This is a genomic window from Domibacillus tundrae (genome assembly GCF_000970675.1).
In the GTDB taxonomy this organism is placed as follows: domain Bacteria; phylum Bacillota; class Bacilli; order Bacillales; family Domibacillaceae; genus Domibacillus; species Domibacillus tundrae.
The window spans coordinates 66,021-87,780 of the sequence record NZ_LAJA01000017.1; the positions used below are offsets into that span (position 1 = coordinate 66,021).

Annotated in this window: 19 protein-coding genes and 1 pseudogene; 13 read left to right on the plus strand and 7 right to left on the minus strand. The window is 44.7% G+C overall.

The window, feature by feature from the left end; genetic code table 11:
- Positions 1-26: 26 nt before the first annotated feature.
- Positions 27-1,313: a purine/pyrimidine permease gene (locus VQ00_RS14150; protein ID WP_082091578.1), complete on the minus strand. Its 1,287-nt coding sequence runs from the start codon at positions 1,311-1,313 to the stop codon at positions 27-29.
- A 112-nt stretch (positions 1,314-1,425) separates the two neighbouring features.
- Here VQ00_RS14150 and VQ00_RS14155 point away from each other — a divergent pair, with 112 nt between their 5' ends.
- Positions 1,426-2,625, plus strand: a complete 1,200-nt coding sequence (locus tag VQ00_RS14155) for a class I SAM-dependent rRNA methyltransferase (protein WP_046180765.1) — start codon at positions 1,426-1,428, stop codon at positions 2,623-2,625.
- Between the two features lie 49 nt (positions 2,626-2,674).
- On the opposite strand, the gene VQ00_RS14160 is transcribed toward VQ00_RS14155, so the two are convergent.
- Together VQ00_RS14160 and VQ00_RS14165 are read right to left on the minus strand one after the other, a co-directional pair.
- On the minus strand, positions 2,675-3,970 hold the full coding sequence (locus VQ00_RS14160) for a hemolysin family protein (protein WP_046180766.1): 1,296 nt from the start codon (positions 3,968-3,970) through the stop codon (positions 2,675-2,677).
- A gap of 21 nt (positions 3,971-3,991) precedes the next feature.
- Positions 3,992-4,375, minus strand: coding sequence for a MerR family transcriptional regulator (locus VQ00_RS14165; RefSeq protein WP_245618123.1), 384 nt, complete (start codon positions 4,373-4,375; stop codon positions 3,992-3,994).
- Positions 4,376-4,602: 227 nt separating this feature from the next.
- Here VQ00_RS14165 and VQ00_RS14170 point away from each other — a divergent pair, with 227 nt between their 5' ends.
- Positions 4,603-5,325 (plus strand): glycerophosphodiester phosphodiesterase, encoded by a 723-nt coding sequence (locus tag VQ00_RS14170; RefSeq protein ID WP_046180768.1) that lies wholly within the window; start codon positions 4,603-4,605, stop codon positions 5,323-5,325.
- A 330-nt stretch (positions 5,326-5,655) separates the two neighbouring features.
- Here VQ00_RS14170 and katA read toward each other — a convergent pair whose 3' ends face one another.
- Entirely contained in the window at positions 5,656-7,110 is a 1,455-nt protein-coding gene (gene katA, locus VQ00_RS14175) for a catalase KatA (protein ID WP_156154076.1), read from the minus strand.
- A 221-nt stretch (positions 7,111-7,331) separates the two neighbouring features.
- On the opposite strand from katA, the gene VQ00_RS14180 reads away from it, so the two are divergent.
- From VQ00_RS14180 to arsC, 8 genes are all read left to right on the plus strand, one after another.
- The gene (locus VQ00_RS14180) at positions 7,332-8,501 is read left to right on the plus strand and encodes a glycerate kinase family protein (RefSeq protein WP_046180770.1); all 1,170 of its coding nucleotides are present in this window, start codon (positions 7,332-7,334) and stop codon (positions 8,499-8,501) included.
- 12 nt (positions 8,502-8,513) lie between these two features.
- Complete coding sequence (locus VQ00_RS14185; protein ID WP_046180771.1) at positions 8,514-9,947, plus strand: SLC13 family permease; 1,434 nt, start codon at positions 8,514-8,516, stop codon at positions 9,945-9,947.
- 13 nt (positions 9,948-9,960) lie between these two features.
- Positions 9,961-10,638: a response regulator transcription factor gene (locus VQ00_RS14190; protein ID WP_046180772.1), complete on the plus strand. Its 678-nt coding sequence runs from the start codon at positions 9,961-9,963 to the stop codon at positions 10,636-10,638.
- A gap of 4 nt (positions 10,639-10,642) precedes the next feature.
- Positions 10,643-11,992, plus strand: coding sequence for a sensor histidine kinase (locus tag VQ00_RS14195; RefSeq protein ID WP_046180773.1), 1,350 nt, complete (start codon positions 10,643-10,645; stop codon positions 11,990-11,992).
- A gap of 3 nt (positions 11,993-11,995) precedes the next feature.
- Positions 11,996-12,874: a hypothetical protein gene (locus VQ00_RS14200; RefSeq protein WP_046180774.1), complete on the plus strand. Its 879-nt coding sequence runs from the start codon at positions 11,996-11,998 to the stop codon at positions 12,872-12,874.
- 87 nt (positions 12,875-12,961) lie between these two features.
- The gene (locus tag VQ00_RS14205; RefSeq protein ID WP_046180775.1) at positions 12,962-13,309 is read left to right on the plus strand and encodes an ArsR/SmtB family transcription factor; all 348 of its coding nucleotides are present in this window, start codon (positions 12,962-12,964) and stop codon (positions 13,307-13,309) included.
- A gap of 15 nt (positions 13,310-13,324) precedes the next feature.
- Positions 13,325-14,623 (plus strand): arsenical efflux pump membrane protein ArsB, encoded by a 1,299-nt coding sequence (locus VQ00_RS14210; protein ID WP_046180776.1) that lies wholly within the window; start codon positions 13,325-13,327, stop codon positions 14,621-14,623.
- A gap of 15 nt (positions 14,624-14,638) precedes the next feature.
- Positions 14,639-15,058 (plus strand): arsenate reductase (thioredoxin), encoded by a 420-nt coding sequence (gene arsC / locus VQ00_RS14215; protein ID WP_046180777.1) that lies wholly within the window; start codon positions 14,639-14,641, stop codon positions 15,056-15,058.
- A gap of 54 nt (positions 15,059-15,112) precedes the next feature.
- Here arsC and VQ00_RS14220 read toward each other — a convergent pair.
- Positions 15,113-16,066, minus strand: a pseudogene (locus VQ00_RS14220) (SDR family oxidoreductase).
- 198 nt (positions 16,067-16,264) lie between these two features.
- Between VQ00_RS14220 and VQ00_RS18885 the strand changes: the two are divergent.
- On the plus strand, positions 16,265-16,438 hold the full coding sequence (locus VQ00_RS18885) for a hypothetical protein (protein ID WP_172645582.1): 174 nt from the start codon (positions 16,265-16,267) through the stop codon (positions 16,436-16,438).
- 86 nt (positions 16,439-16,524) lie between these two features.
- A complete protein-coding gene (locus VQ00_RS14225; RefSeq protein WP_046180778.1) occupies positions 16,525-17,379 on the plus strand; it encodes an MBL fold metallo-hydrolase in 855 nt (284 codons plus the stop codon).
- A 55-nt stretch (positions 17,380-17,434) separates the two neighbouring features.
- Here the strand turns inward: VQ00_RS14225 and VQ00_RS14230 are convergent, their stop codons facing one another.
- Positions 17,435-18,619, minus strand: a complete 1,185-nt coding sequence (locus tag VQ00_RS14230; protein WP_082091579.1) for a chromate transporter — start codon at positions 18,617-18,619, stop codon at positions 17,435-17,437.
- A 287-nt stretch (positions 18,620-18,906) separates the two neighbouring features.
- Here VQ00_RS14230 and bcaP point away from each other — a divergent pair, with 287 nt between their 5' ends.
- Positions 18,907-20,304 (plus strand): branched-chain amino acid transporter BcaP, encoded by a 1,398-nt coding sequence (gene bcaP, locus VQ00_RS14235; protein ID WP_046180780.1) that lies wholly within the window; start codon positions 18,907-18,909, stop codon positions 20,302-20,304.
- A 56-nt stretch (positions 20,305-20,360) separates the two neighbouring features.
- On the opposite strand, the gene VQ00_RS14240 is transcribed toward bcaP, so the two are convergent.
- A complete protein-coding gene (locus VQ00_RS14240; RefSeq protein ID WP_046180781.1) occupies positions 20,361-21,755 on the minus strand; it encodes an amino acid permease in 1,395 nt (464 codons plus the stop codon).
- Positions 21,756-21,760: the final 5 nt, after the last annotated feature.

Sequence of the window (21,760 nt, forward strand, 5' to 3'; positions counted from 1 at the left end):
CCGCTGTTTATGTCCACTCAATCCAATCAGGAACGCGCACGCCAGAGAAGCCATTGTTCATACAAAAGTGCGATAACGGTGCCGGTGACGAGACCGTTCGACAACGTCACCGCAATCGCGACTGGCAGCTCCGAAACGCTGTCCGGCGGAAGAAACATAAAGCCGACGCCGGTCATGAGTCCGATCGCGGCTACTTTAAGCGAGCGCTCTAAATCACTTGTGCTGCTCAGTTCGTGGAAAGCCATTCGCACCATGCCGGTAAAAATAACGAACGTTACTGCATACGCGACAGGAGCGGGCAGTGAAGATAGCACAAGCATTGCTGCCGGAAAAAACGTGACGATGACGATCAGTGTACATCCAGCGATGAACGGCCAGATTGAGCGCATTTTCGTGGCGGAAACAAATCCGGCTGCACCAGATATCGGTACAGGACCAACAGCGGAAAACGCGCCGGCAATAAAATGATTTATACCGGCGAAAAAGCCGGCCTGTCGTATTCGATTCGGCACATTTTCTCGGAATTCCCGGTGCAGCGTTCCTTCCATCACACGTATAGACGCCATCATATTCGCAATAAGCAAAAGTGTAATAAAAAACGCCGTAATTATCATGCCGCTATCCAAAATTGGCGGACCGAATGCAAATATGTCCGGCAGTGAAAAGAGGGGAATCTCACCTGCAACTGGTAAACTGCCTTTTCCAAGCAAAACGAAAACAAGCCAGCCGGCGCAAATAGCAATTAAAACGGAATAACGCCGCAAAAGCGGACTTCGATGTCCACTGATCCAAAAGGTAAAACCAAGTGTCAGCAGGCTGCCGAAAATAACCACGCTATCCACATGGCCGTCTTCATTAGGCAGTCCCATCATCCCTTTTACAAATGTACCGCTCAGCTGCAAAACAAGGAGCAGCAAATAAACAAATGTAATCGTTGGTGTAAACAGACCCTTCATCCGGTCCATCAGTCCTGACGCGGCGAAGAGAACAAATAACACACCAGCATACAGCATTCCGCTTTGCAGCACTTGAAGTGCTGCCTCGTCATTCACATACAAAATACCGGAGAATCCGGCGTAAATAGTAAAAACGCCCCACCATAATCCAGCGGGCCCTTCATTGATTGGCAGCTTATGTCCGCATAAGCTTTGCAAAATACCCGCAATGCCGAGTACAAGCATTGTGCGCTGAATAAAGTCCGCGGTGCCCGCCGCGTCTAAATGGAAAAGCGCCGCGATGGCAACCGGTGCAGCAATGGATGAAGCAATTAAAAAAACGGCCCATTGCAATGAACCCGCTGTCATTCTCATCATTATGTTAAAATCCCTTCAATATCCCTTTTTTCTCATTGTACCATACACTTAAAAACATACCGTTTACCTCTGGATTTTGATAAGATAAAGAAAAAAGCTTCTGGGGGCCGGAATGAAAACACTGATAAACGTAAAGGTGAACAAAAAAGCAGCGGCAAAGCTCCGTACTGGGTATCCGCTTATTGAAAAAGAAGCGATCGAGAACCCGAAAGTGCTGAAAGAAGAAGGCGCTATTCTCCGGATTTTAGACGATAAAAAGAATTACATTGGGACGGGCTACTACGGTGTGCAAAATAAAGGAGTCGGATGGATCGTTACACGGGAGCCGGAAGAATACATCGATGCCGCATTTTTTGCGAAAAAAATCGAAACAGCCGTCCAGCATCGAAAAGAGCTGATGAATGATCCGAATACGACCGCATTCCGGATATTCAACGGTGAAGGAGACGGTATTGGCGGCTTGATCATCGATTATTATGATGGTTTTTATGTAATTCATTGGTATAGTGAAGGCATTTATTCGTTCCGTGAGGACGTCTTAAAAGCGGTGCGTGAAAAGCTTGATTTTAAAGGGATTTATGAGAAAAAACGGTTTGATCAAAAAGGACAGTACATTGAAGACGATGATTTTGTGGAAGGAGAACGTGGCGAATTTCCAATGATCGTGAAAGAAAATGGGGTCCGATTTGCGGTAGATTTAAACGATGGAGCGATGACTGGTATTTTTCTCGACCAGCGTGAGGTGCGAAAAGCGATTCGCGAGCGGTACTCAAGCGGAGCGGGAATGCTCAATATGTTTTCCTACACGGGTGCCTTTTCAGTCTGTTCAGCGCTTGGCGGGGCGAAAAAAACGACGAGTGTTGATGTTGCCAATCGAAGCAAGCCAAAAACGATTCAGCAGTTTGAGGCCAATGATTTAGATGCGTCACAGCAAGAAATCATCGTGGATGACGTCTTTCAATATTTTAAATACGCGGCAAGAAAGGAACGGACATTTGATTTAGTTGTTGTCGATCCGCCGAGTTTTGCCAAAACGAAAAAGCGTACGTTCAGTGCAGCGAAGGACTACACGAAGCTGTTGAAAGAAACGATTGAGTTAACGAAACACAACGGAGTGATTGTCGCTTCCACAAACAGCAGCGCCGTTGATGTGAAAACATTCAAACAGTTTATTAAAACAGCCTGTAAAGAAAAAGGTGTCGCGTATGACATTTTGGAACAATACGCGCTGCCGGATGATTTCCGGACGATTGCTGCTTTCCCTGAAGGCAATTACCTGAAAGTCTTTTTCGTGAAGGTTATGAAAAAATGAAAACCAGCTTCCGAATTCGGAAGCTGGTTTTCATTTTTTAATCTTCTGCTTATACTCGGCGCGCTTCAATGCGGCCAATCTGTTCATCATCGTATTCGATGACGGCAAAAAGCCAGCCGCCTATTTCGATCGGATCGTGAATCGTGATGTCGAAATTGTTAGTCATAAACCAGCCGCCGATTGTATCGACGTCTTCCTCAGGCAAATGAACGCCAATCAGGTCATTCACTTCAGAAATGAGCACCCGGGAATCAAATGTGTAATGATCATCGGACATTTTTTGAATTTCTTTTACTTCATCTTCGTCAAACTCATCCCGAATGTCGCCGACGATTTCCTCTAAAATGTCTTCAATTGTTACCAAACCGGATGTGCCGCCGTATTCATCCACGAGAACCGCAATTTGTGTACGTTCTTTTTGCATTTTTAAAAGTAAATCGTGAATGGGAATCGTTTCAATGACCCGAATAACAGGACGTGTTAATTCCTTAACAGTAAGTGCCTCTGGATTTAACCCACTGTATGCTTTCGTCATCATTTCTTTAATATGTACAGCACCGGCGATATTGTCTTTATTGCCGTCAATGACCGGGTAGCGCGTATACTGTTCTTCCTGCATAAGGGGAAGGCTTTCGGCAAGCGTCGCATGGTAATCAAGCGTGACCATGCTCGTACGCGGCACCATAATTTCTTTCGCGATTCGCTCGTCAAATTTGAAAATCCGGTTGACGTAGCTGTACTCAGACTGATTGATTTCACCGCTTTCATAGCTTTCCGATAAAATGAGGCGCAGTTCTTCTTCTGAGTGGGAAGAGTCGTGCTCTGAAGCCGGCTTTATACCGAAAAGGCCCACTAAAAGACGAGCCGATCCGTTCAAGACAAAAATAAAAGGGTACATAATTCGGTAAAACCAAATAATCGGTTTGGCAAACAAAAGTGTCACTGCTTCTGCTTTTTGAATGGCGACGGTTTTTGGCGCCAGTTCACCGACGACTACGTGTAAAAATGTGACAGACGCAAACGCGATAATAAACGCAAGAATGTGAGATGTTGATTCGCTTAAATCCAAACGTGTAAACAATGGGCCTAACAATCGTTCAACAGTTGGTTCTCCAAGCCAGCCAAGGCCGAGTGCGGTAATAGTAATACCAAGCTGGCAGGCGGATAAATATTCATCCAGGTGGCTCGTGACGTGCTTGGCTGCTTGTGCACCCGGTTTCCCTTGTTCTACAAGCTGATCAATTCTTGTACTTCTAACTTTGACGACAGCGAACTCGGTCGCGACGAAAAAGCCGGTTAATGCGATTAGTAATGCAACTAAAAATAAGTTTAATATGTCTTCCAATTGATTTGGTTCCTCCAGTAATTAAGAAAATAAATGAAGAATTGACTGAAGCATTGCCAGCTTTTCATGGCTGATTTCCAGCTTGATTGCGGCCTGATCAAGGTCTGTTTTCTTCAATAAATGTAATACTTCGTCTAATTCCTTTTGAATGGTCTCCATTTTTTTGCCGATTAATTCCGCACTGTCTGTCTGCAGGGGCGTGGCACCGAGTTCGGCTTTAATCTCTTCAAGCGCCAGACCTTCCGTTTTTTTCTGCTCGATCAGCAATATTTTTTCCAGATCAGCTTTTCCATAAAATCGATAGCCGGAAGCGGAACGTTCTGGTTCCAGTAAACCTATGTTCGTGTAATGGTCAACGGTTCGTTTGGATACACCGGCCAATTCAGCAAATTCGCCGATTTTCACCTTCCCAATTGCATTGTTAACCCCTCCAAACTGTCACGTGATGGTTTTATTATTGTAACTGATTTTGAGAGAAACAAAAAGGAAAACGACTTCATTAAGAAACCTTTACCCCGCTATTTTCTGAATTTCATTTGGATGAATCAGAGGAGAATATCAAGTGAAAGTGGCGTTTCTTCGCCTTTCTGACATAAGATAAGAGGGACGATGTTAGTAAAGGAGAGATTTACATGAATCAGCAGCCGGTCATTTTTGCTCACCGCGGCGCAAGTGGAACGCATCCGGAAAATACGATGACGGCCTTTCAAGCAGCCGTAGAAAAAGGAGCGGACGGCATTGAGCTTGACGTGCAATTGACAAGCGATGGGGAAATGGTCGTTATTCATGATGAAACGGTAAACCGGACAACAGATGGAAAAGGTGCGATTGAACAGATGACAGCAGAAGAAATAGCATCACTTGATGCAGGAAGCTGGTTCCACGAAAAATTTGCAGGGGAAAAAATCCCGACGCTGGATGAATTTTTTGCGTGGGCATCGGGCAACAGCCTGCAAATCAATGTGGAATTAAAAACAAATAAAGTGCCCTATCATGGGATTGAAAAAAAAGTGCTGGATTTGATTGAGCACTATAACATGCGGGGAAGAGTCATTATTTCCTCTTTTAACTTTGACAGCATCAAACGGGTCGTTGAACTTGATCCGTATATTGCGGTGGCCGGGCTCGTTTGGAAAATGCGGCGTGATGTGCTGGATAAAGCGAAAGATCTTGGGCTGACGGCGCTTCATACGCAGGTCTCATTTGCGCTCAGTGAATACGGGAAAGAAGCGATAGACAGCGGGATGCTCCTTCGCCTTTATACGATTAATGAAGTGAAGGAATGGAACCGGATTAACGAAAGCGGTGTACCGATTGAGGCGATAATTACTGATTTTCCAGAACGGTTTCGTTAACGTTTTGACCGGTTAATGGTTGTCAGTTTATTGCCGCATCCGCACAATGTGCTATGTTTAAGTTTTTTCATGGGAGTTTGGCAATTCGGGCAAATTAATTTGTTTTTCATCTGTTTTCGCTCCTTATGTTAAAAATGAAAGAGGTATCCGGCGATCGCGCAGGATACCTCTTTTTTATTTGCACAAGATAAATAGGATATAATTTTGGACATTGTCCAGCTCCAGGCGCCATCGGCTCGAGATCATAAGCCAATCCCTTCTGGAGGCAAAAAACGCCTCCGCCAGTCCTCGTCTTATGCTTGTCGCCGATTAACGGGCGCCTTACGCTTTTTACTCAGCAGGTACAGCGAGACCAAGTCCTTCGGCAACGCGTGCTCCATATTCTGGATCCGCTTTGTGGAAGTGGCTGATCTGGCGAAGCTTAATATCATCGCGTTCAACCGGCTTCATTGCGCCGACAATGTTATTCACAAGGCGCGTACGCTCGTCTTCTGAAAGCAGACGGTAAAGGTCGCCGGCTTGTGTGTAATGATCATCATGGCTGTAAGCATGTGTGCCGGCTTGTCCATGAATATCAAATGGCGTTACGTTTGTTTCTGGTGTTTCAGTTGGTCCATCAAAGCTGTTTGGCTCGTAGTAAACCGACTTGCCGCCGTTTCCGTCAAAGCGCATTTGTCCATCGCGCTGGTGGTTGTTTACTGGCGCTTTTGGCGCGTTGATTGGCAGTGCGTTATGGTTCGCACCGACGCGGTAACGAGCCGCATCAGAATATGCAAACAAACGGCCTTGAAGCATTTTGTCCGGTGATGCTTCGACACCAGGAACGAATGCACCTGGTGAGAACGTAGCCTGCTCTACTTCCGCAAAGTAGTTTTCAGGGTTACGGTCCAGCACCATTTTACCAACTTCGATTAATGGATAATCTTTTTGAGACCAAACTTTTGTGACATCAAACGGATCCCATTTGTATGTGTCTGCGTCTTCCACTGGCATAATCTGAACATGAAGCGTCCATGAAGGGAAATCGCCATTCTCAATTGCGTTAAATAAATCTTCTGTATGATAATCAGGATTCTCACCTGCTAGTTTTGCAGCTAAGTCTACGTCAAGGTTTTTAACGCCTTGGTCTGTTTTAAAGTGGTATTTCACCCAAACGGCTTGTCCTTGCTCATTGACCCATTTAAATGTGTGGCTTCCGAAGCCGTGCTGATGGCGAAGTGTTGCTGGAATGCCGCGATCAGACATCAAAATCGTTACTTGATGAAGGGATTCAGGTGACAATGACCAGAAATCCCAAACCGCTGTTGGGTTCTTTAAGTGAGTTTGCGGATCGCGTTTTTGTGTATGAATGAAGTCAGGGAATTTAATCGCGTCGCGAATAAAAAACACAGGTGTGTTATTTCCGACCAAATCATAGTTTCCTTCTTCTGTATAGAACTTCACTGCGAAGCCGCGCGGGTCACGTACTGTGTCCGCAGAACCAAGCTCGCCTGCTACAGTTGAAAAACGGATAAACATCGGTGTGCGTTTTCCTGCTTCTGACAAGAAGTCCGCTTTAGTATATTTTGAGATTTCACTGTTTGTTACTTCCAGATAGCCGTGTGCGCCGGCACCTTTCGCATGAACAACGCGCTCAGGTACACGTTCCCGGTTAAAATGCGCCAATTTTTCAAGCAAATGAACGTCTTGAATTAATGTTGGTCCGCGTTGTCCGGCTGTTTGTGAGTTTTGGTTATCGCCAACAGGAGCACCCCAGCTAGTCGTCAAACGATTGTTTTTTTCGATCACATGAATCACCTCATCAGTTAATGTCTTGCTTATATTGTAATGATAACATTTCTCAAACGAAAGTCAATATTTATTTATAATAATTATTAATAAAAATATTTTCTGATTTAATATTTTTATCAAACTACTTTTCTCATTAAATCTTAATGATTTTCTTAGAAAGCATTAGGAATTGTTGGCTATTGTAATCGTAACGAAGAAAACGAGGAGGAAATACGATGAAGGTAGTTATGATTCCATCAGGATTTAAAGAGTGTATGGATGCGGATGAAGTAGCTGTAGCAATGGAAGCAGGGGCAAAGCGATTTGATCCGTGCATTCAAACGGAGCTCGTGCCGATGATTGATGGCGGGGAAGGTTTTGCGAAAGCAATAGTGGCCATTAAGAACGGTGAATTAATTCATAAAAGGATAACTGATCCGACCGGAAAACAGATTGTCAGCCATTACGGAGTTTATGTAGAAGAAAATGAACAAATCGCCGTTATTGAAATGGCCGCGGCTGCCGGGCTAAAGCTTGTACCGAGAAATGCGCGCAATCCGCTGAAAACAACGACATACGGTGTTGGAGAGCTTATTCGGGACGCGCTTTGTCTCAGAGTGGATCGAATTATGATCGGATGCGGGGATTCAGGAACGTCCGATGGCGGAGCAGGCATGGCGCAGGCGCTCGGAGTCCGTTTTTTAAATAAACAACGTGAAGTCGTTCATGTGGCTGGGGGAGAAGATTTGCTTCACGTTCATTCTATCGACCTGTCTATGGTGGATCCCCGTCTAAAAGATACCCCAATTGATGTAGCGTGCAACTGGACGAACGTTTTATGCGGAAAAAAAGGGGTTGCACGTGTGTTTGGACCGCAAAAAGGGGCATCTCCCGAACAAGTACAGCTGTTAAGTGATGCATTTGATCATTATACAAAGCTAATTGAGAATACAGTGGGCATCCAAGTAGGCCATATGCCGGGGAGTGGTGCGTCCGGGGGGCTCGGGGCGGCACTTCTTGCTTTTACACCCGCAATTCTGTATCCGCGCTTTGACTTGATTATGGACTTTATTCAAATAGAGGAAAAAATCGCAGGCGCAGACCTTGTGATTACAGCGGAAGGGAGCATCGACTTTCAAACTCCGCAAGGCAAAATTCCATGTGAAGTCGCCCGTGTTGCAAAAAAATACGGCATTCCGGTCATTGTCATTACGGGCACGATTGGCCGTGGAGCCGAGCTCAATTACGAAGCGGGAATTGATGCGTATGTAAGCATTATTCAAAAGCCGTCAACACTTGAAAAAGCAATTTTTAAAGCACCGCAATGGATTGAAGAAAGTGTGGATTGTATATTACGCCAAGTGTCGATCGGCATGAAAATTGGCGTTAAGCAAACCGGTACATAAGGAGGAGAAAGTATGATGCAGCGATCCGCCCTGCGCGCAAAGCGCAAGCCATGGCTGATGGAACAGCTTGATATGTGCTCAACAAGGGCGCTGTCCATCTTGGCTTTAATTGTTTTATACGCGTTAATTATTACATTTATTGATTCGCTTACGTACAGCGGAAAAATAGCGTTATTTGCCTTTTTGTCCGCGATGACACTATGGGTAGCGACAAAGATACCGGCAGGACTGGTGGCTATTGGCATTCTCGTTTTTGTTATTTTAATGAAAGCGTCAACTCCTGAGCTGCTGTATGCATCCTTATCGGAAGAAGTGGTCTGGCTGATGATCGGTTCTTTTATGATTGGTGAAGCGGTTAAACGGTCGGGGCTGGCAGAGCGATTTAGCAGGATGGTGCTTCGCAGCGGACGTTCTGTTTTGAGCCGCTTCACATCGATTTTATTGCTGTCCGCTTTTTTTATTCCATCCACATCCGGCCGTGCCGCTTTATCAATGCCTATGATGAAGCAGATGCGTTTCTCGTTTTCCCAAAAGGAAAATGAGGCGTTAGCGATGATCGCACCGGTTATTATTTTAATGAGCACATCGGCTACATTGATAGGTGCCGGTTCGCATGTTATTGGGGTAGGATTATTAGAAACAGCAGCTGGTGAAACCATTTCATTCGTTCAATGGCTTGTATGGAGTGTCCCATTTACAGTGACTATTACATTCCTGTCCTTTTATATGATGAAATGGCGGTTATGGCCCAAAAAAGAGGCACATGAAGAAAAAATATCAATAGAAGAAACAGGATCTGAACCGCTTTCGGAAAAAGAGAAAAAAACAGCCTGGCTGGTTGGCATCATTGCGGCTGCTTGGATGACCGAAAGCCTTCATGGATACGAACTGGGTTTTACCACTATTGTCGGCGCTCTGTTATTTATGCTGCCGCGCTATGGTGTTATGACATGGAAGCAGGGTGTCCAATCAGTATCGTGGAATTTGATTTTATTTGTCGCAGCGGCTGCCGCTTTAGGCACGTTGCTTGTGACCTCAGGAGTCGTAGAGTGGCTGGAGCGGGAAATAATGGGGATTTTAGGCGTATTTACACAAATGCCGGAATGGCTTATCGTAATAGTGATTTTACTTGTGACAACAACGAGTCATCTATACATCACATCACACACGACACGTGCGATCGTGTTTATTCCGAGTCTCATTTTGTTTGGACTAGCGATTGATGGCGATGTATCCAGTATTGTGTTTTTAAGTTTAATTGGCATGAATTATTGTGTGACGTTTCCGGTAAGCTCTAAGGCGCTGCTGCTTTTTTATGAAGAAGGAGACCTTTCTTATGAAGCAAAAGATTTATTGAAAATGAGCTTGTATTTGCTGCCGCTTTACATCACGGTCATGCTGCTATTTTACTTTACGTATTGGAGCTGGACGGGTCTGTCAATTTGAATGGAGTGAAAAAATGAGCGGTCATATTTTAATCGTAGAAGATGATGAACAAATTGCGCGTGTCATTCAGCTGGAGCTTGAATATGAAGGGTTTCAGACAAGTACAGCTTACAACGGTCGTGACGCCTTGGCTATCGTTGAGCAAGAAGCGATAGACCTTGTCTTGCTGGACGTTATGATTCCAGAGTTGAATGGCATGGAAGTGCTCCGTCGCATTCGATCGATCAATGACTCATTAATTATTATTATGCTGACAGCACGCAATTCGGTTTTTGATAAAGTAAGCGGTCTTGATGCTGGAGCAAATGATTATATGACTAAGCCATTTGAAATTGAGGAACTGCTGGCGAGAATCCGCTCACATTTGCGGTTTCATGTGAAACAAGCAGAAGAAAATGTGCTGTCTGTCCGGCATGTAACCATTTATCCAAATACGCGTGAAGTATTTGCAAATGACAAAGCTGTCGAGTTAACGCCGCGTGAATATGATTTGCTGCTTTATTTAGCTCTCAATAAAAATCATGCGCTTGAACGCGCCCAAATTTTGAATGAGGTATGGGGGTATGACTATTTTGGCGACACAAATGTGGTCGATGTCTACATCCGCTATCTTCGCAAAAAGCTGCATCACACAGAAAACAAACCGTTTATTCAAACCGTTCGCAGCGTCGGCTACATGATAAAGGATTGAGCAGATGAAACTCGGTACACGCATACAGCTGTCGATTACAGGGCTTATTGTATTGCTTTTGCTGACTGCAAACACTGCTATTTATTTGCTGTTTGAAAGCCGCAGCATTTCATCAGAGCAGGACCGGCTGATTGGCATTGCTGAAACGGTGATTGAAAAACTGAATTCACGTGAAGACCAGACGACCGAGCAGGTGCTTCAAACGTACTTAATCAGCAACGGACTCATTCGGATTGTGCTTGAAGAAGGCACGCCGGTTGATCAGGTGTCAACCGACAATGATTTTTTCTTTATTCAAACAGCGTTTAAAGATGATCAATTCGAGCAGGTAATCACATTTCGTGACGCCCGTTTTGCTGTCGTATCTGTACCGGTCATTGGCGATGACGGAGCGGTTATCAATTTGCAGATCGTCGAAAATATCGACCGTCTCTATAAAACAATCGACGATTTGAGATGGGTGCTGATCGTGACGTCTATTGTTTTGGCATTCATATTGTTTTTAGTAAGCTGGTTTCTCAGCAAGTGGATTTCACGGCCGATTCAAGAGCTGACGTACACGATGAAAACGATTGAAGAAAATGAATCATACGAACGAATTGATGTGAAAAGAGAAACAAAGGATGAGCTGGCAATTTTAGCGTCAACGTTTAACCGGATGATTGATCGGCTTGAAGCAAGCTACATAAAGCAGGAGCAATTTGTTTCGGATGCTTCTCATGAGCTGAAAACGCCCCTCACCGTTATTTTCAGCTATGTAAAGCTTCTCCGGCGATGGGGAACAACCCGGCCGGACGTGATGGAAGAAGCGCTGTCAGCAATTGAATCGGAGTCAGGTCGAATGCGTTATTTAACGGAGCAGCTTTTGCAGTTAGCGGTGTCGGAAGAGCTGATTGAAAACGAACGGGGAAAAATGAACATTTCACCGCTTGTTGAACAGACGATAAAACGGCTTCGAGTCATGTATGAAAATCACATTCAGTATACCATTCAACGGTCGGTCATCATGGCGGATGTGCATGAACAAAGCTTCGTACAATTGCTTGTGATCTTGCTTGATAATGCAGGGAAATACAGCGACGACGTAATTCACGTGTCACTCGCTCAGGATAATGAGATCATTCAGCTTCAAGTAAAGGACTACGGCATTGGCATTCCGAAAGAAGCGCAGCCATATATATTTGATCGGCTGTACCGGGTAGATAAAGTAAGAGGCAGAAAAACGGGTGGCTCCGGGCTTGGGTTGTCAATCGCGAAACGCATTGCCGAGCAGCACGGCGGTATGATTAAGATGAGCAGCACGGAACAGGAAGGGTCTGTCTTTACTGTGCTTTTGCCCAAATCGGAGGCGTAAAGAATGAAGATGAAGTTATTTTTGACTGCGTTTATTTTTATTGGTCTTGTTGTTGTTTTATATAAAGGATATATCGTCGAACGTCCGGCAGCGGTGTCGGAAGCAGAAGCGGAATCGCTCGCCGTATCAACGTATGACGGTAAAGTCCAGTCGATCGAATGGAACAAAGACAGGCAGGCATATGAAATTGTGCTTGAAAATGATAAAGGTACATACGCGTTGTCTGTTGACGGACAGTCGAAAAAAGTCAGCAATGTAAAGTTGCTTGAGAAGAGCCAAACCACATTGACACTTGAAGAAGCAAGAGAACAAATTAGCAGGGATTCAAATGGTATAGTTACATCAATCAGTGATATAACGGGTGATGGAGAACCGAGAGCGGAAGCGATTGTGGATAAAAGTGGAACGAACTACCGGTTTGTCTTCAATTTGGAAACAGGAGAAACCATATCATCTGATGAAATTAAAGTCGCAGACGCCATAACGGTCCCACAGGAAGCAAAACCATTTGTTGTCTCAGAACAAACTGTAAAAGAAGCCGCTGTCGCTGAAGTGAATGGAAATGTCACCAAGATTGAAACTGTTGAAACAAGCTCAGGCGATCATTACAAAGTAACAGTGGAAAATGAGAAAGGGGGCGCTCATGTTTATGTGCAGGCCGCTACCGCAAAAGTGTCGTCTATTTCGCGGTTTACCAATGTAAAAAAGGAAGAGCCTGTTGAACCAGAAGCAAAACCGGTTAATGCTCCATCAGCACCGGCTGCTGCGCCAAAAGCAGAACCAGACCTGGAACCAACCCCAGCCTCCGAACCATCCGCTCCGGTGCAGGATGACGATGATCAGGACGATGGAGACGATGCTCAAGATGATGATGACGATTGATGTCATGAAAAACCTATTCAGTTATTTTGAGTGGGTTTTTTATATAAGCATATAGTTATATAATGATTTTGAACAGGAGGAATAAACATGAATGTCGATACAGCATTGGATATTCAAAAAACAGCGCATGTGCTGAAATTGCTTGGTGATAAAACACGCCTGACAATGATGAAGCTGCTTCAGTCTCATGATTGCTGCGTCTGCGAGTTTACGGCATTGTTTGCTATGAGCCAGCCTGCCATCAGCCAGCATTTGCGCAAAATGAAGGATGCGGGCATTGTGCAGGAAACACGCAGGGGCCAGTGGATTTTTTATTCGATGAATCCGGACAGCGAATACGCTGCACTGATTGAAGATTTATTACAACACCTGCCGGATCAGCATGAACGTTTTGTGGAGCTGGAAGCGCAAGGACTGCGCATTTCCTGCGAATAGAAAGGAGAAAGAAATTTGTTTTCAGTTATCGCAGCATCTCTTATTTTTTTGGTGACACTCCTATTTGTCATCTGGCAGCCGAGAAATTTGTCGATCGGCTGGTCAGCCTGCATCGGGGCAGCCATTGCTTTGATTGTGGGCGTTGTTGATTTTGGCGATGTCATCGATGTGACATCTATTGTATGGAACGCCACGTTAACGTTTGTCGCCCTTATATTAATTTCGCTTATTTTAGACGAAATCGGCTTTTTTGAATGGGCAGCCCTACATATGGCGAGAGCCGCCGGTGGGAATGGTGTCAAAATGTTTGTATACGTCATTCTGCTTGGTGCAGTTGTCGCGGCACTTTTCGCCAATGACGGTGCGGCGCTTATTTTAACGCCAATCGTTTTGGCGATGGTGCGGAATTTGCAATTTGAAGAAAAAATGGTTTTCCCGTTTATTATGGCAAGCGGATTTATCGCCGATACGACGTCGCTGCCGCTCGTTGTCAGCAACCTCGTCAACATTGTGTCAGCGGATTTCTTCGGCATCGGTTTTGTTGAATATGCATCACGGATGATTGTTCCAAACTTTTTCTCATTAGGGGCAAGCATCCTTGTGCTGTACTTGTTTTTCCGTAAAAGCATTCCGAAAAACTACAGTTTGTCTGACTTGAAGGAACCAACAGCCGCCATTAAGGACATTAAAATGTTTCACTTGTCCTGGTACGTGCTTGGCGTGCTTCTTGTCGGCTATTTTGCGAGCGAACCGCTTGGGATTCCGGTTTCGATTATTGCCGGCGTCGTGGCGATTTTCTTTTTGGTGATAGCAAGAAAAAGTCCGGCTGTTCACACGAAATCCGTCGTTAAGGGCGCACCGTGGGCGATTGTCTTTTTCTCCCTTGGCATGTATGTCGTCGTATATGGGCTGCGTAATGCGGGCTTAACAACGATTTTGTCGGATGTGATTCAAGCAACGGCAGATCAAGGGTTATTTGCCGCCACAATTGGCATGGGCTTTATCGCCGCGATTTTATCATCGGTGATGAACAACATGCCGACTGTCATGATCGATGCGCTGGCAATTGCCGATACGAATACGACCGGGACGATTCGCGAAGCGCTTATTTACGCGAATGTGATCGGTTCGGATTTAGGGCCGAAAATCACCCCGATTGGTTCTCTTGCCACGCTTTTATGGCTGCACGTATTAAGCTTAAAAGGGGTGAAAATCTCATGGGGCATATATTTTAAAACAGGCATTATTTTAACTATCCCGACGCTGTTTATCACACTTGTCGGTTTGTATATATGGCTGCACATTATTTCATAAAAGGAGACGATTTACATGTCAAAGAAAACAATATACTTTTTATGCACTGGAAACTCATGCCGGAGCCAGATGGCGGAAGGCTGGGCGAAAAAACATTTGGGCGATGAATGGGTGGTGAAAAGCGCAGGTATTGAAGCGCACGGATTAAATCCAAATGCCGTAAAAGCAATGAATGAAGTCGGTATCGACATCTCAAATCAAAAATCGGATATTATCGATTCGGACATTTTAAATAACGCAACGTTTGCTGTGACATTATGCAGCGACGCAGCAGACAAATGCCCGGTGACACCCCCTTCTGTCCGACGCGAGCATTGGGGCTTTGACGATCCGGCCAAAGCGCAGGGAACGGAAGAAGAAAAATGGGCTGTGTTCCAGCGTGTTCGCGATGAAATTGGCGAACGGATTGAACGCTTTGCCAAAACAGGAGAATAATTGGATTAAAGCCGTGAGACATACTCACGGCTTTTACTCTGCATACCGTAAAACTCATTTTGCCTTGTAAAAGGAATCTTGCCAATCAAGAAGAGATGTCCACTCTCCTTCATTTACATGAAGCGTCTGTCCAGTGACGAAACGTGAGTCGTCAGAAGCGAGGTAGACTTAGGTGGGGGCCAGTTCAAACGGCTGCCCTTGACGCTCCATCGGGTTTTCGACAAGTGGTGGCACTTGGTCTGCTGAAAAGCTGGCGGGAATAAGCGGCGTCCATACTCGTCCAGGAGCAACTGCATTCACACGGATGCCCTTGCTGATAAGGTTGTTGGCTAATGCGCGTGTAAACCCAATATTTGCTCCTTTTGTAGCTGTGTAGTCAATCAATTCTTTATGTCCAATAAACGTGACAACGGAGGATGTGTTAATGATCGAACTACCTGCCTCTAAGTATGGAAGGGCGGCCCGGGTTGTGTAGAAGTGGGAATAAATGTTCACTTTAAAGGTGTCATCAAATTGTTCATCCGTAATATCAAGCAGGCTTAGCTGCTGAAACTGGATCCCGACGCGGTTACATAGAATATCAAGTTTTCCGAATTTTTGAATGACTTTTTCTACAATGTCGGTGCATTGCTGTTTCTTTCTTACATCACCCGGTAACAATAAACAACGTTGTCCCAATGCTTCAATTCTTGTCTTTGTTCGTTCCGCATCTTCATGCTTATGTAAATAAGAAATCGCAATATGGGCCCCTTCCTTTGCAAAAGCGATCGCGACCGCCGCGCCAATCCCACTGTCTCCCCCTGTGATAAGCGCAACCTTTCCTTTCAGTTTTTCACTTCCTTTATAATTTGGATTTTCAATGATAGGCTGGGGAACCATCAATTTTTCTAAGCCTGGCTGACGAAGCTGGCGCTGTTCGGGTACGGTAAGTGAAACGTCCTGGTATTGTGTTATTTTTCCGTAATTAGGGTAAAGAGGATATGTCTGATGGTGTTGTTTCTTGTTCATCTCTTTTTTATTACTTGAAATGGTAATCCCCTCCTCACCATACATAAGAGCTAACATCACTTTATGTATGATGGATGTCTGCTATCGATGCATCATCGCAGCTTTAATAAAAGATTTTAATAAAAGTGAAATTTTTCGGTATAGACGCAAGCTGGAGGGTATTTAAATAAAGTAAGAAAAGACGAGGGAGGCGGTATCATGCATTCTGGTCAAGTTAATTATGAAGTAAAGCTATTGCTGGTAAACGAATCAGATGAAAAAGAAGAGATCGTCTATACGGCGAATCCTTCTACCTATCAAGTGCCTAAAGTGGGTTCGAGGCCCCCTTATTACTGTAATCCAAGATATGATGGGTCCTATCCGATTATTTGAAGAATGAACTTGTGAATTTCCCGTAAATAGTTCATCTAAAAAGAGGAATAATATCTATAGTCATTTATGATAACGGAGGATGAAAAATGGACCAAAATATGAAATATGGCAGTGATTATAAACCTGTTCCTGCCACCTCTATAAAAAGCGGCCAATCGATTGAAGTACTGCCGGATTTATTCTGTCATACGATTCAAATCGTCAATATTTGCTTAGCAGGAAATCCGGAAACAAAGGAATTTGTATTAATTGATGCCGGAATGCCTGGTTCTGCAGACGAGATCGTTTCAGTTTCCGAAAAATATTTCGGCGCAAACAGCCGCCCGAAAGCTATTATCCTGACACACGGTCACTTCGACCATGTAGGGGCAATTATTGAATTAGTGAAACATTGGGAAGTTCCTGTTTATGCGCATGAATTGGAACTCCCTTTTTTAACAGGGCAAACGAGTTATCCTAAACCAGACCCAACTGTAGAAGGAGGCATGGTCGCCAAAATGTCTCCGCTGTTTCCATATGAACCGATCGATTTAGGAAGCAATGTACTGAAGCTGCCAATGGATGGAACGGTGCCGCACCTGCCGGATTTTCGCTGGATTCATACCCCGGGGCATTCACCGGGACACGTTTCTTTGTTTAGAGAAAAAGACAGGACTCTACTGGCGGGGGACGCGTTTGTAACAGTTAAACAAGATTCTCTTTATAAAGTCTTAACACAGAAACAGGAAGTGAATGGACCGCCAAGATACTTTACTACTGATTGGAAAGCTGCGAAGGAATCTGTGCAGGAGTTAGCAAGCCTGAAACCAGCTGTGGCCGTTACGGGACATGGATTGCCGGTGATAGGAGAAGAGTTGTCAGAAGGGCTGGGAAAATTAGTTCAAGAATTCGACAACATAGCCATTCCCGACTATGGAAAGTATATTGATAAAAAGCAGTGAATGTCCAATTATAGAGAAGGACTGTCTCTTTTCATGCCGAGACAGTCCTTTTTCTTTACATAAACAAACTAATTAGCGCTCCGCCAAGAGCACCAACAATGACCACTACCCACGGGGGAAGTTTCCAATACACAAGCATACTAAACAAGATAGCAGCGAACACAAAATCAATCGCATCGACAATTGTGCTTGTCCAAATCGGTGTGTAAAATGCAGCAATCAAGATGCCGACTACGGCTGCATTTACCCCCATAAGCGCACCTTGAATATTTGGATTACGGCGAAGTGTGTCCCAAAAAGGGAGAGCGCCGAGAATCAACAGAAATGCCGGAAGAAAAACCGCAAATGTTGCTAATAATCCACCCTGCCAGCCATTAATAACCGCACCGATATAAGCAGCAAATGTAAAAAGCGGTCCTGGTACTGCCTGAGCGGCTCCGTAGCCGGCTAAAAATTGCTCAGCTGTCAGCCAGCCGGCAGATACAAATTCACGCTCTAACAGCGGAAGCACCACATGGCCGCCGCCAAAAACGAGCGCGCCGCTTCGATAAAAGCTGTCGCACAGGGCAACCCAGTTTAATGATGTTGCTTCCCGCAAAATCGGCAAAAGAACGAGCAATCCGAAAAAGAGGGAGAGGCACATCACGCCAAACGTACGGGAAAGTGGAAAAGAAAACGAAGGCACCGAATCCGTTTTATGATCTTTGTACAGGAGAAAGCCAATCAGTCCGGCGATCACAATGGCACCGATCTGGGTAAAGGCAGTCTGCCATAATAGAACAATTCCCAACGCGGCGAGTACAATCGCTTTTCGTTTTAAATCCGGTGCCAATTTTCCAGCCATGCCGAGAATCGCATGGGCCACTACAGCTACTGCGACAATTTTCAGGCCGTGAATCCAGCCGGCGTCGGCAATATCAACCTCTTGAAGTACAAGTGCAAAAACAATTAACACAATCACAGATGGCAGTGTAAAACCGAGAAACGCCAAAATGCCACCAAAAACGCCGCCCCGCATCACACCAATACCGATGCCGACCTGGCTGCTTGCTGGACCAGGGAGAAATTGGCACAGCGCGACTAAGTCGGCGTAGCTTTTTTCATCCATCCACTTGCGCCTGCGCACATACTCTTCATGAAAATAACCTAAGTGGGCTACTGGACCCCCAAAAGATGTAAGCCCGAGCCGGGTTGAAACAACAAATATTTCCATTAGCGTGCTGAAATTGATTTTTTGCATCTTCATCTCCTTTAGTCCTTACTTTCTTAATCAGTTCACCTGTTATTGTTTCTACATTAAAAGTAGCATAAATTTTAAAATCCCTTCAAGACATGCAGCTGCATCTTTACAAAACATTAAATTACTCAGGTGTAGACACGGATAAAAGAGGGGATAAAGACTGGTACAAAGCGAAATGATCAAATGTATTTTTTTTAGTTAAATTTTCTAGGAATAATTTTAATTTTTTTGTTGCTAATTATACTATTACTCTAATATAATAAATTTTCAGAAAGTGAGGAAAAAATATGAGTAATTCTTTGTTTCGCAAAAAAAATATTAAGGATTTAATAGATGGACCGTCTAAAGGCAGTGCATTAAAGAAAGAACTGGGTGCATTTGATTTAACGATGCTCGGAATCGGTGCCATTATCGGAACAGGTATTTTCGTTTTAACGGGTACAGGTGCCTTAACAGCGGGGCCGGCGCTTATTATATCGTTTGTCATTGCCGCTCTTGCCTGCTTGTTTGCGGCATTGTGTTATGCGGAATTTGCGTCAACAGTTCCCGTTTCCGGTTCTGTTTACACATACACCTACTTGACGCTTGGCGAATTTATCGCTTTTATTATCGGGTGGGATTTAGTACTTGAGTATTTACTGGCGGTAAGTGCTGTATCGGTTGGATGGTCCGGCTATTTTCAGTCATTGCTTGCAGGGTTCGGGCTGCATATCCCGACTGCTTTAACAGCAGCTCCGGGCACGATTGAAGGAACGACGACGTTTTTTAATCTTCCGGCGTTTTTAATTGTTATGCTGATTACGTTTTTGCTTTCGATTGGGGTTAAGCAATCGAAGCGGGTCAATAATATTATGGTTATCATTAAAATCGCGGTTGTGCTGTTGTTTATTGTGGCTGCGGCTGGATATGTAAAGCCTGCTAACTGGGAACCGTTTATGCCATTTGGTTTTGATGGCGTTTTTGCGGCTGCGGCGCTCGTCTTTTTTGCTTTTATTGGATTTGATGCCGTCGCATCTGCTGCGGAAGAAACAAAAAACCCAAAAAGAGATTTGCCGATTGGGATTCTTTCGTCCTTATTTGTTTGTACCCTGCTTTACGTTACTGTTTCAGCTATTATGACGGGTGTTGTTCCTTTCATGCAATTTGAAGGAGTGGCTCATCCGGTTTCTCTGCCTTTACAGGTTTCTGGCCAAAATTGGGTAGCTGGTGTGATCGATCTTGGAGCAATCCTTGGTATGACAACGGTCATGCTCGTTATGTTATATGGACAAACACGGGTTATGTTTTCCATGTCAAGAGACGGGTTAATGCCGCCGATTTTATCGAAAGTGCATAAAAAGTATCAAACACCTTACGTTGCTACATGGTTTTTTGGATTAATTGCCGGACTGCTTGGCGCGTTTATTTCTCTTGATGAACTGGCAAAACTCATTAACATCGGAACTTTGTCCGCGTTTATTTTAGTCTCAGTGGCCGTTATTGTATTACGGGTTAAACAGCCTGATCTGCCGCGCGCGTTTCGCACCCCGGCCGTGCCGCTTGTGCCTATTTTGGCGATTTTGTTCTGCGGATTCTTAATCCTGCAGCTTGGCTCGGAAACATGGATTCGTTTTGCTATCTGGCTGGCGATCGGCGTAGTCATTTACTTCACTTATTCAAAAAAACGCTCTAAATTAAATCAGTAATAAAAAATCCGTCCCGGTTCTCGGGACGGATTTTTTATTATACGCGCCGAAGCGCCTTATTTAATCAACCGAAGGCGGGTAAGAAGAGGGTAAAGAACAATCCCTAATAAAAACAAGCCCATGCCTAAAGAAAACGTTGTCCAATCAGCTGTACCGGACTTAATTACCCATAAAGAGTAAATAAAAGCGAGTGCCGCTATTATTCCGTGGGACACACGCGACTTGTCTCCCGGTTCGTAAATGTCTCCTTTTAGTGAAAGCTTTAAAAGGAACAACGCGGATACTAAGTAAGGAATCAAGTAAGCAAGTGTGGCGGATGTCGTTAAAAATGTATATGCTTCACTGATTGTACCGGAAATTGTTGAAAAAATAAAAATTTGCGACATCATATTTGTGACCGTTAAAGCCCGGGCCGGACTTCCTTTTTTATTCAACTTGGCAAAATAAGCAGGGAAGATGCCCGTTTTGGCTGCGTTGTATGGCACCTCTGAACTAAGCAAAATCCATCCGATTGTTGAACCGAATAAGGAGATTACCGCCAGGAGAGCCATTACAGTCGCCCCGGTGTCCCCAATTAAAACAGAAAGAGCGTCAACAAACGGCTTGTCAGATGTTTTTAATACTTCCTGAGGCAATACACCCATAATGATGAGCGTAAGCGCCATATAAATAACAAGTGCAATCAAAAGGCCTAACACCGTAGCGCGTCCGACATCACGCTGAGACTTGGCGCGTCCTGACAGAATGACGGCAGATTCTATGCCGACAAAAGCCCATAAGGTAGAAATCGCGGCCAGATTCATCTGGCTGAACAACCCGTGAGACTTTCCTTCACTATCCACTATCGGCGTATATAAATCCCCGAAGTTTGATAACTGAAAAACAAACAACGCGGCTGTAATAAACAGCATAAATCCAATCACTTTTGAGGAGGTTGCGATAAAGTTTAATTTACCGGCACTTTTAATGCTTGTGATCAAGATAAGATGAGTGCCCCAAAGCAGCAAGCTGCAAACGATAAACGTGACAGCCCGTCCGAGTGCAATTTCCTGAGACCCTGCTGAAAAAAGAACGTGCTCACTTCTCATGATCGGGAAAAAAGCAGACAAGTAGCCGGCAAAACTAGTGATAATTGCCACATTGCTAATCCAGTTGGCAACCCAGTAACCCCACACCATTGAAAAACCGGCTGTTTTCCCATACTTCGGTGACTGAAACAGCGCCCGTGCATAGCTTTGCGGCCCGCCGGTTAAGTCAGGCTGGCGGACAGACAATGCGTTAAAAACCAGTGCAATCATTAAAACGCCAAAGCCGGTCAGAAGCCAGGCAAGCGTCACACCTAAAGGACTGGCCATTTGCGCCAGCGTACTTGGAAGCATAAAAATGCCGGAACCGACCATATTTCCAACAACAATGGCTGTCAGCAGCCATACTCCCCATTTTTTATCCATTTCTT

Excerpts from the sequence above, each read along its gene's own strand:
- VQ00_RS14150 (WP_082091578.1), bottom strand. The coding sequence starts at position 1,313 with ATGATGAGAATGACAGCGGGTTCATTGCAATGGGCCGTTTTTTTAATT.
- VQ00_RS14155 (WP_046180765.1), top strand. The coding sequence starts at position 1,426 with ATGAAAACACTGATAAACGTAAAGGTGAACAAAAAAGCAGCGGCAAAG.
- VQ00_RS14170 (WP_046180768.1), top strand. The coding sequence starts at position 4,603 with ATGAATCAGCAGCCGGTCATTTTTGCTCACCGCGGCGCAAGTGGAACG.
- VQ00_RS14180 (WP_046180770.1), top strand. The coding sequence starts at position 7,332 with ATGAAGGTAGTTATGATTCCATCAGGATTTAAAGAGTGTATGGATGCG.
- VQ00_RS14185 (WP_046180771.1), top strand. The coding sequence starts at position 8,514 with ATGATGCAGCGATCCGCCCTGCGCGCAAAGCGCAAGCCATGGCTGATG.
- VQ00_RS14190 (WP_046180772.1), top strand. The coding sequence starts at position 9,961 with ATGAGCGGTCATATTTTAATCGTAGAAGATGATGAACAAATTGCGCGT.
- VQ00_RS14195 (WP_046180773.1), top strand. The coding sequence starts at position 10,643 with ATGAAACTCGGTACACGCATACAGCTGTCGATTACAGGGCTTATTGTA.
- VQ00_RS14200 (WP_046180774.1), top strand. The coding sequence starts at position 11,996 with ATGAAGATGAAGTTATTTTTGACTGCGTTTATTTTTATTGGTCTTGTT.
- VQ00_RS14205 (WP_046180775.1), top strand. The coding sequence starts at position 12,962 with ATGAATGTCGATACAGCATTGGATATTCAAAAAACAGCGCATGTGCTG.
- arsC (WP_046180777.1), top strand. The coding sequence starts at position 14,639 with ATGTCAAAGAAAACAATATACTTTTTATGCACTGGAAACTCATGCCGG.
- VQ00_RS18885 (WP_172645582.1), top strand. The coding sequence starts at position 16,265 with ATGCATTCTGGTCAAGTTAATTATGAAGTAAAGCTATTGCTGGTAAAC.
- VQ00_RS14225 (WP_046180778.1), top strand. The coding sequence starts at position 16,525 with ATGGACCAAAATATGAAATATGGCAGTGATTATAAACCTGTTCCTGCC.
- VQ00_RS14230 (WP_082091579.1), bottom strand. The coding sequence starts at position 18,619 with ATGCAAAAAATCAATTTCAGCACGCTAATGGAAATATTTGTTGTTTCA.
- bcaP (WP_046180780.1), top strand. The coding sequence starts at position 18,907 with ATGAGTAATTCTTTGTTTCGCAAAAAAAATATTAAGGATTTAATAGAT.
- VQ00_RS14240 (WP_046180781.1), bottom strand. The coding sequence starts at position 21,755 with ATGGATAAAAAATGGGGAGTATGGCTGCTGACAGCCATTGTTGTTGGA.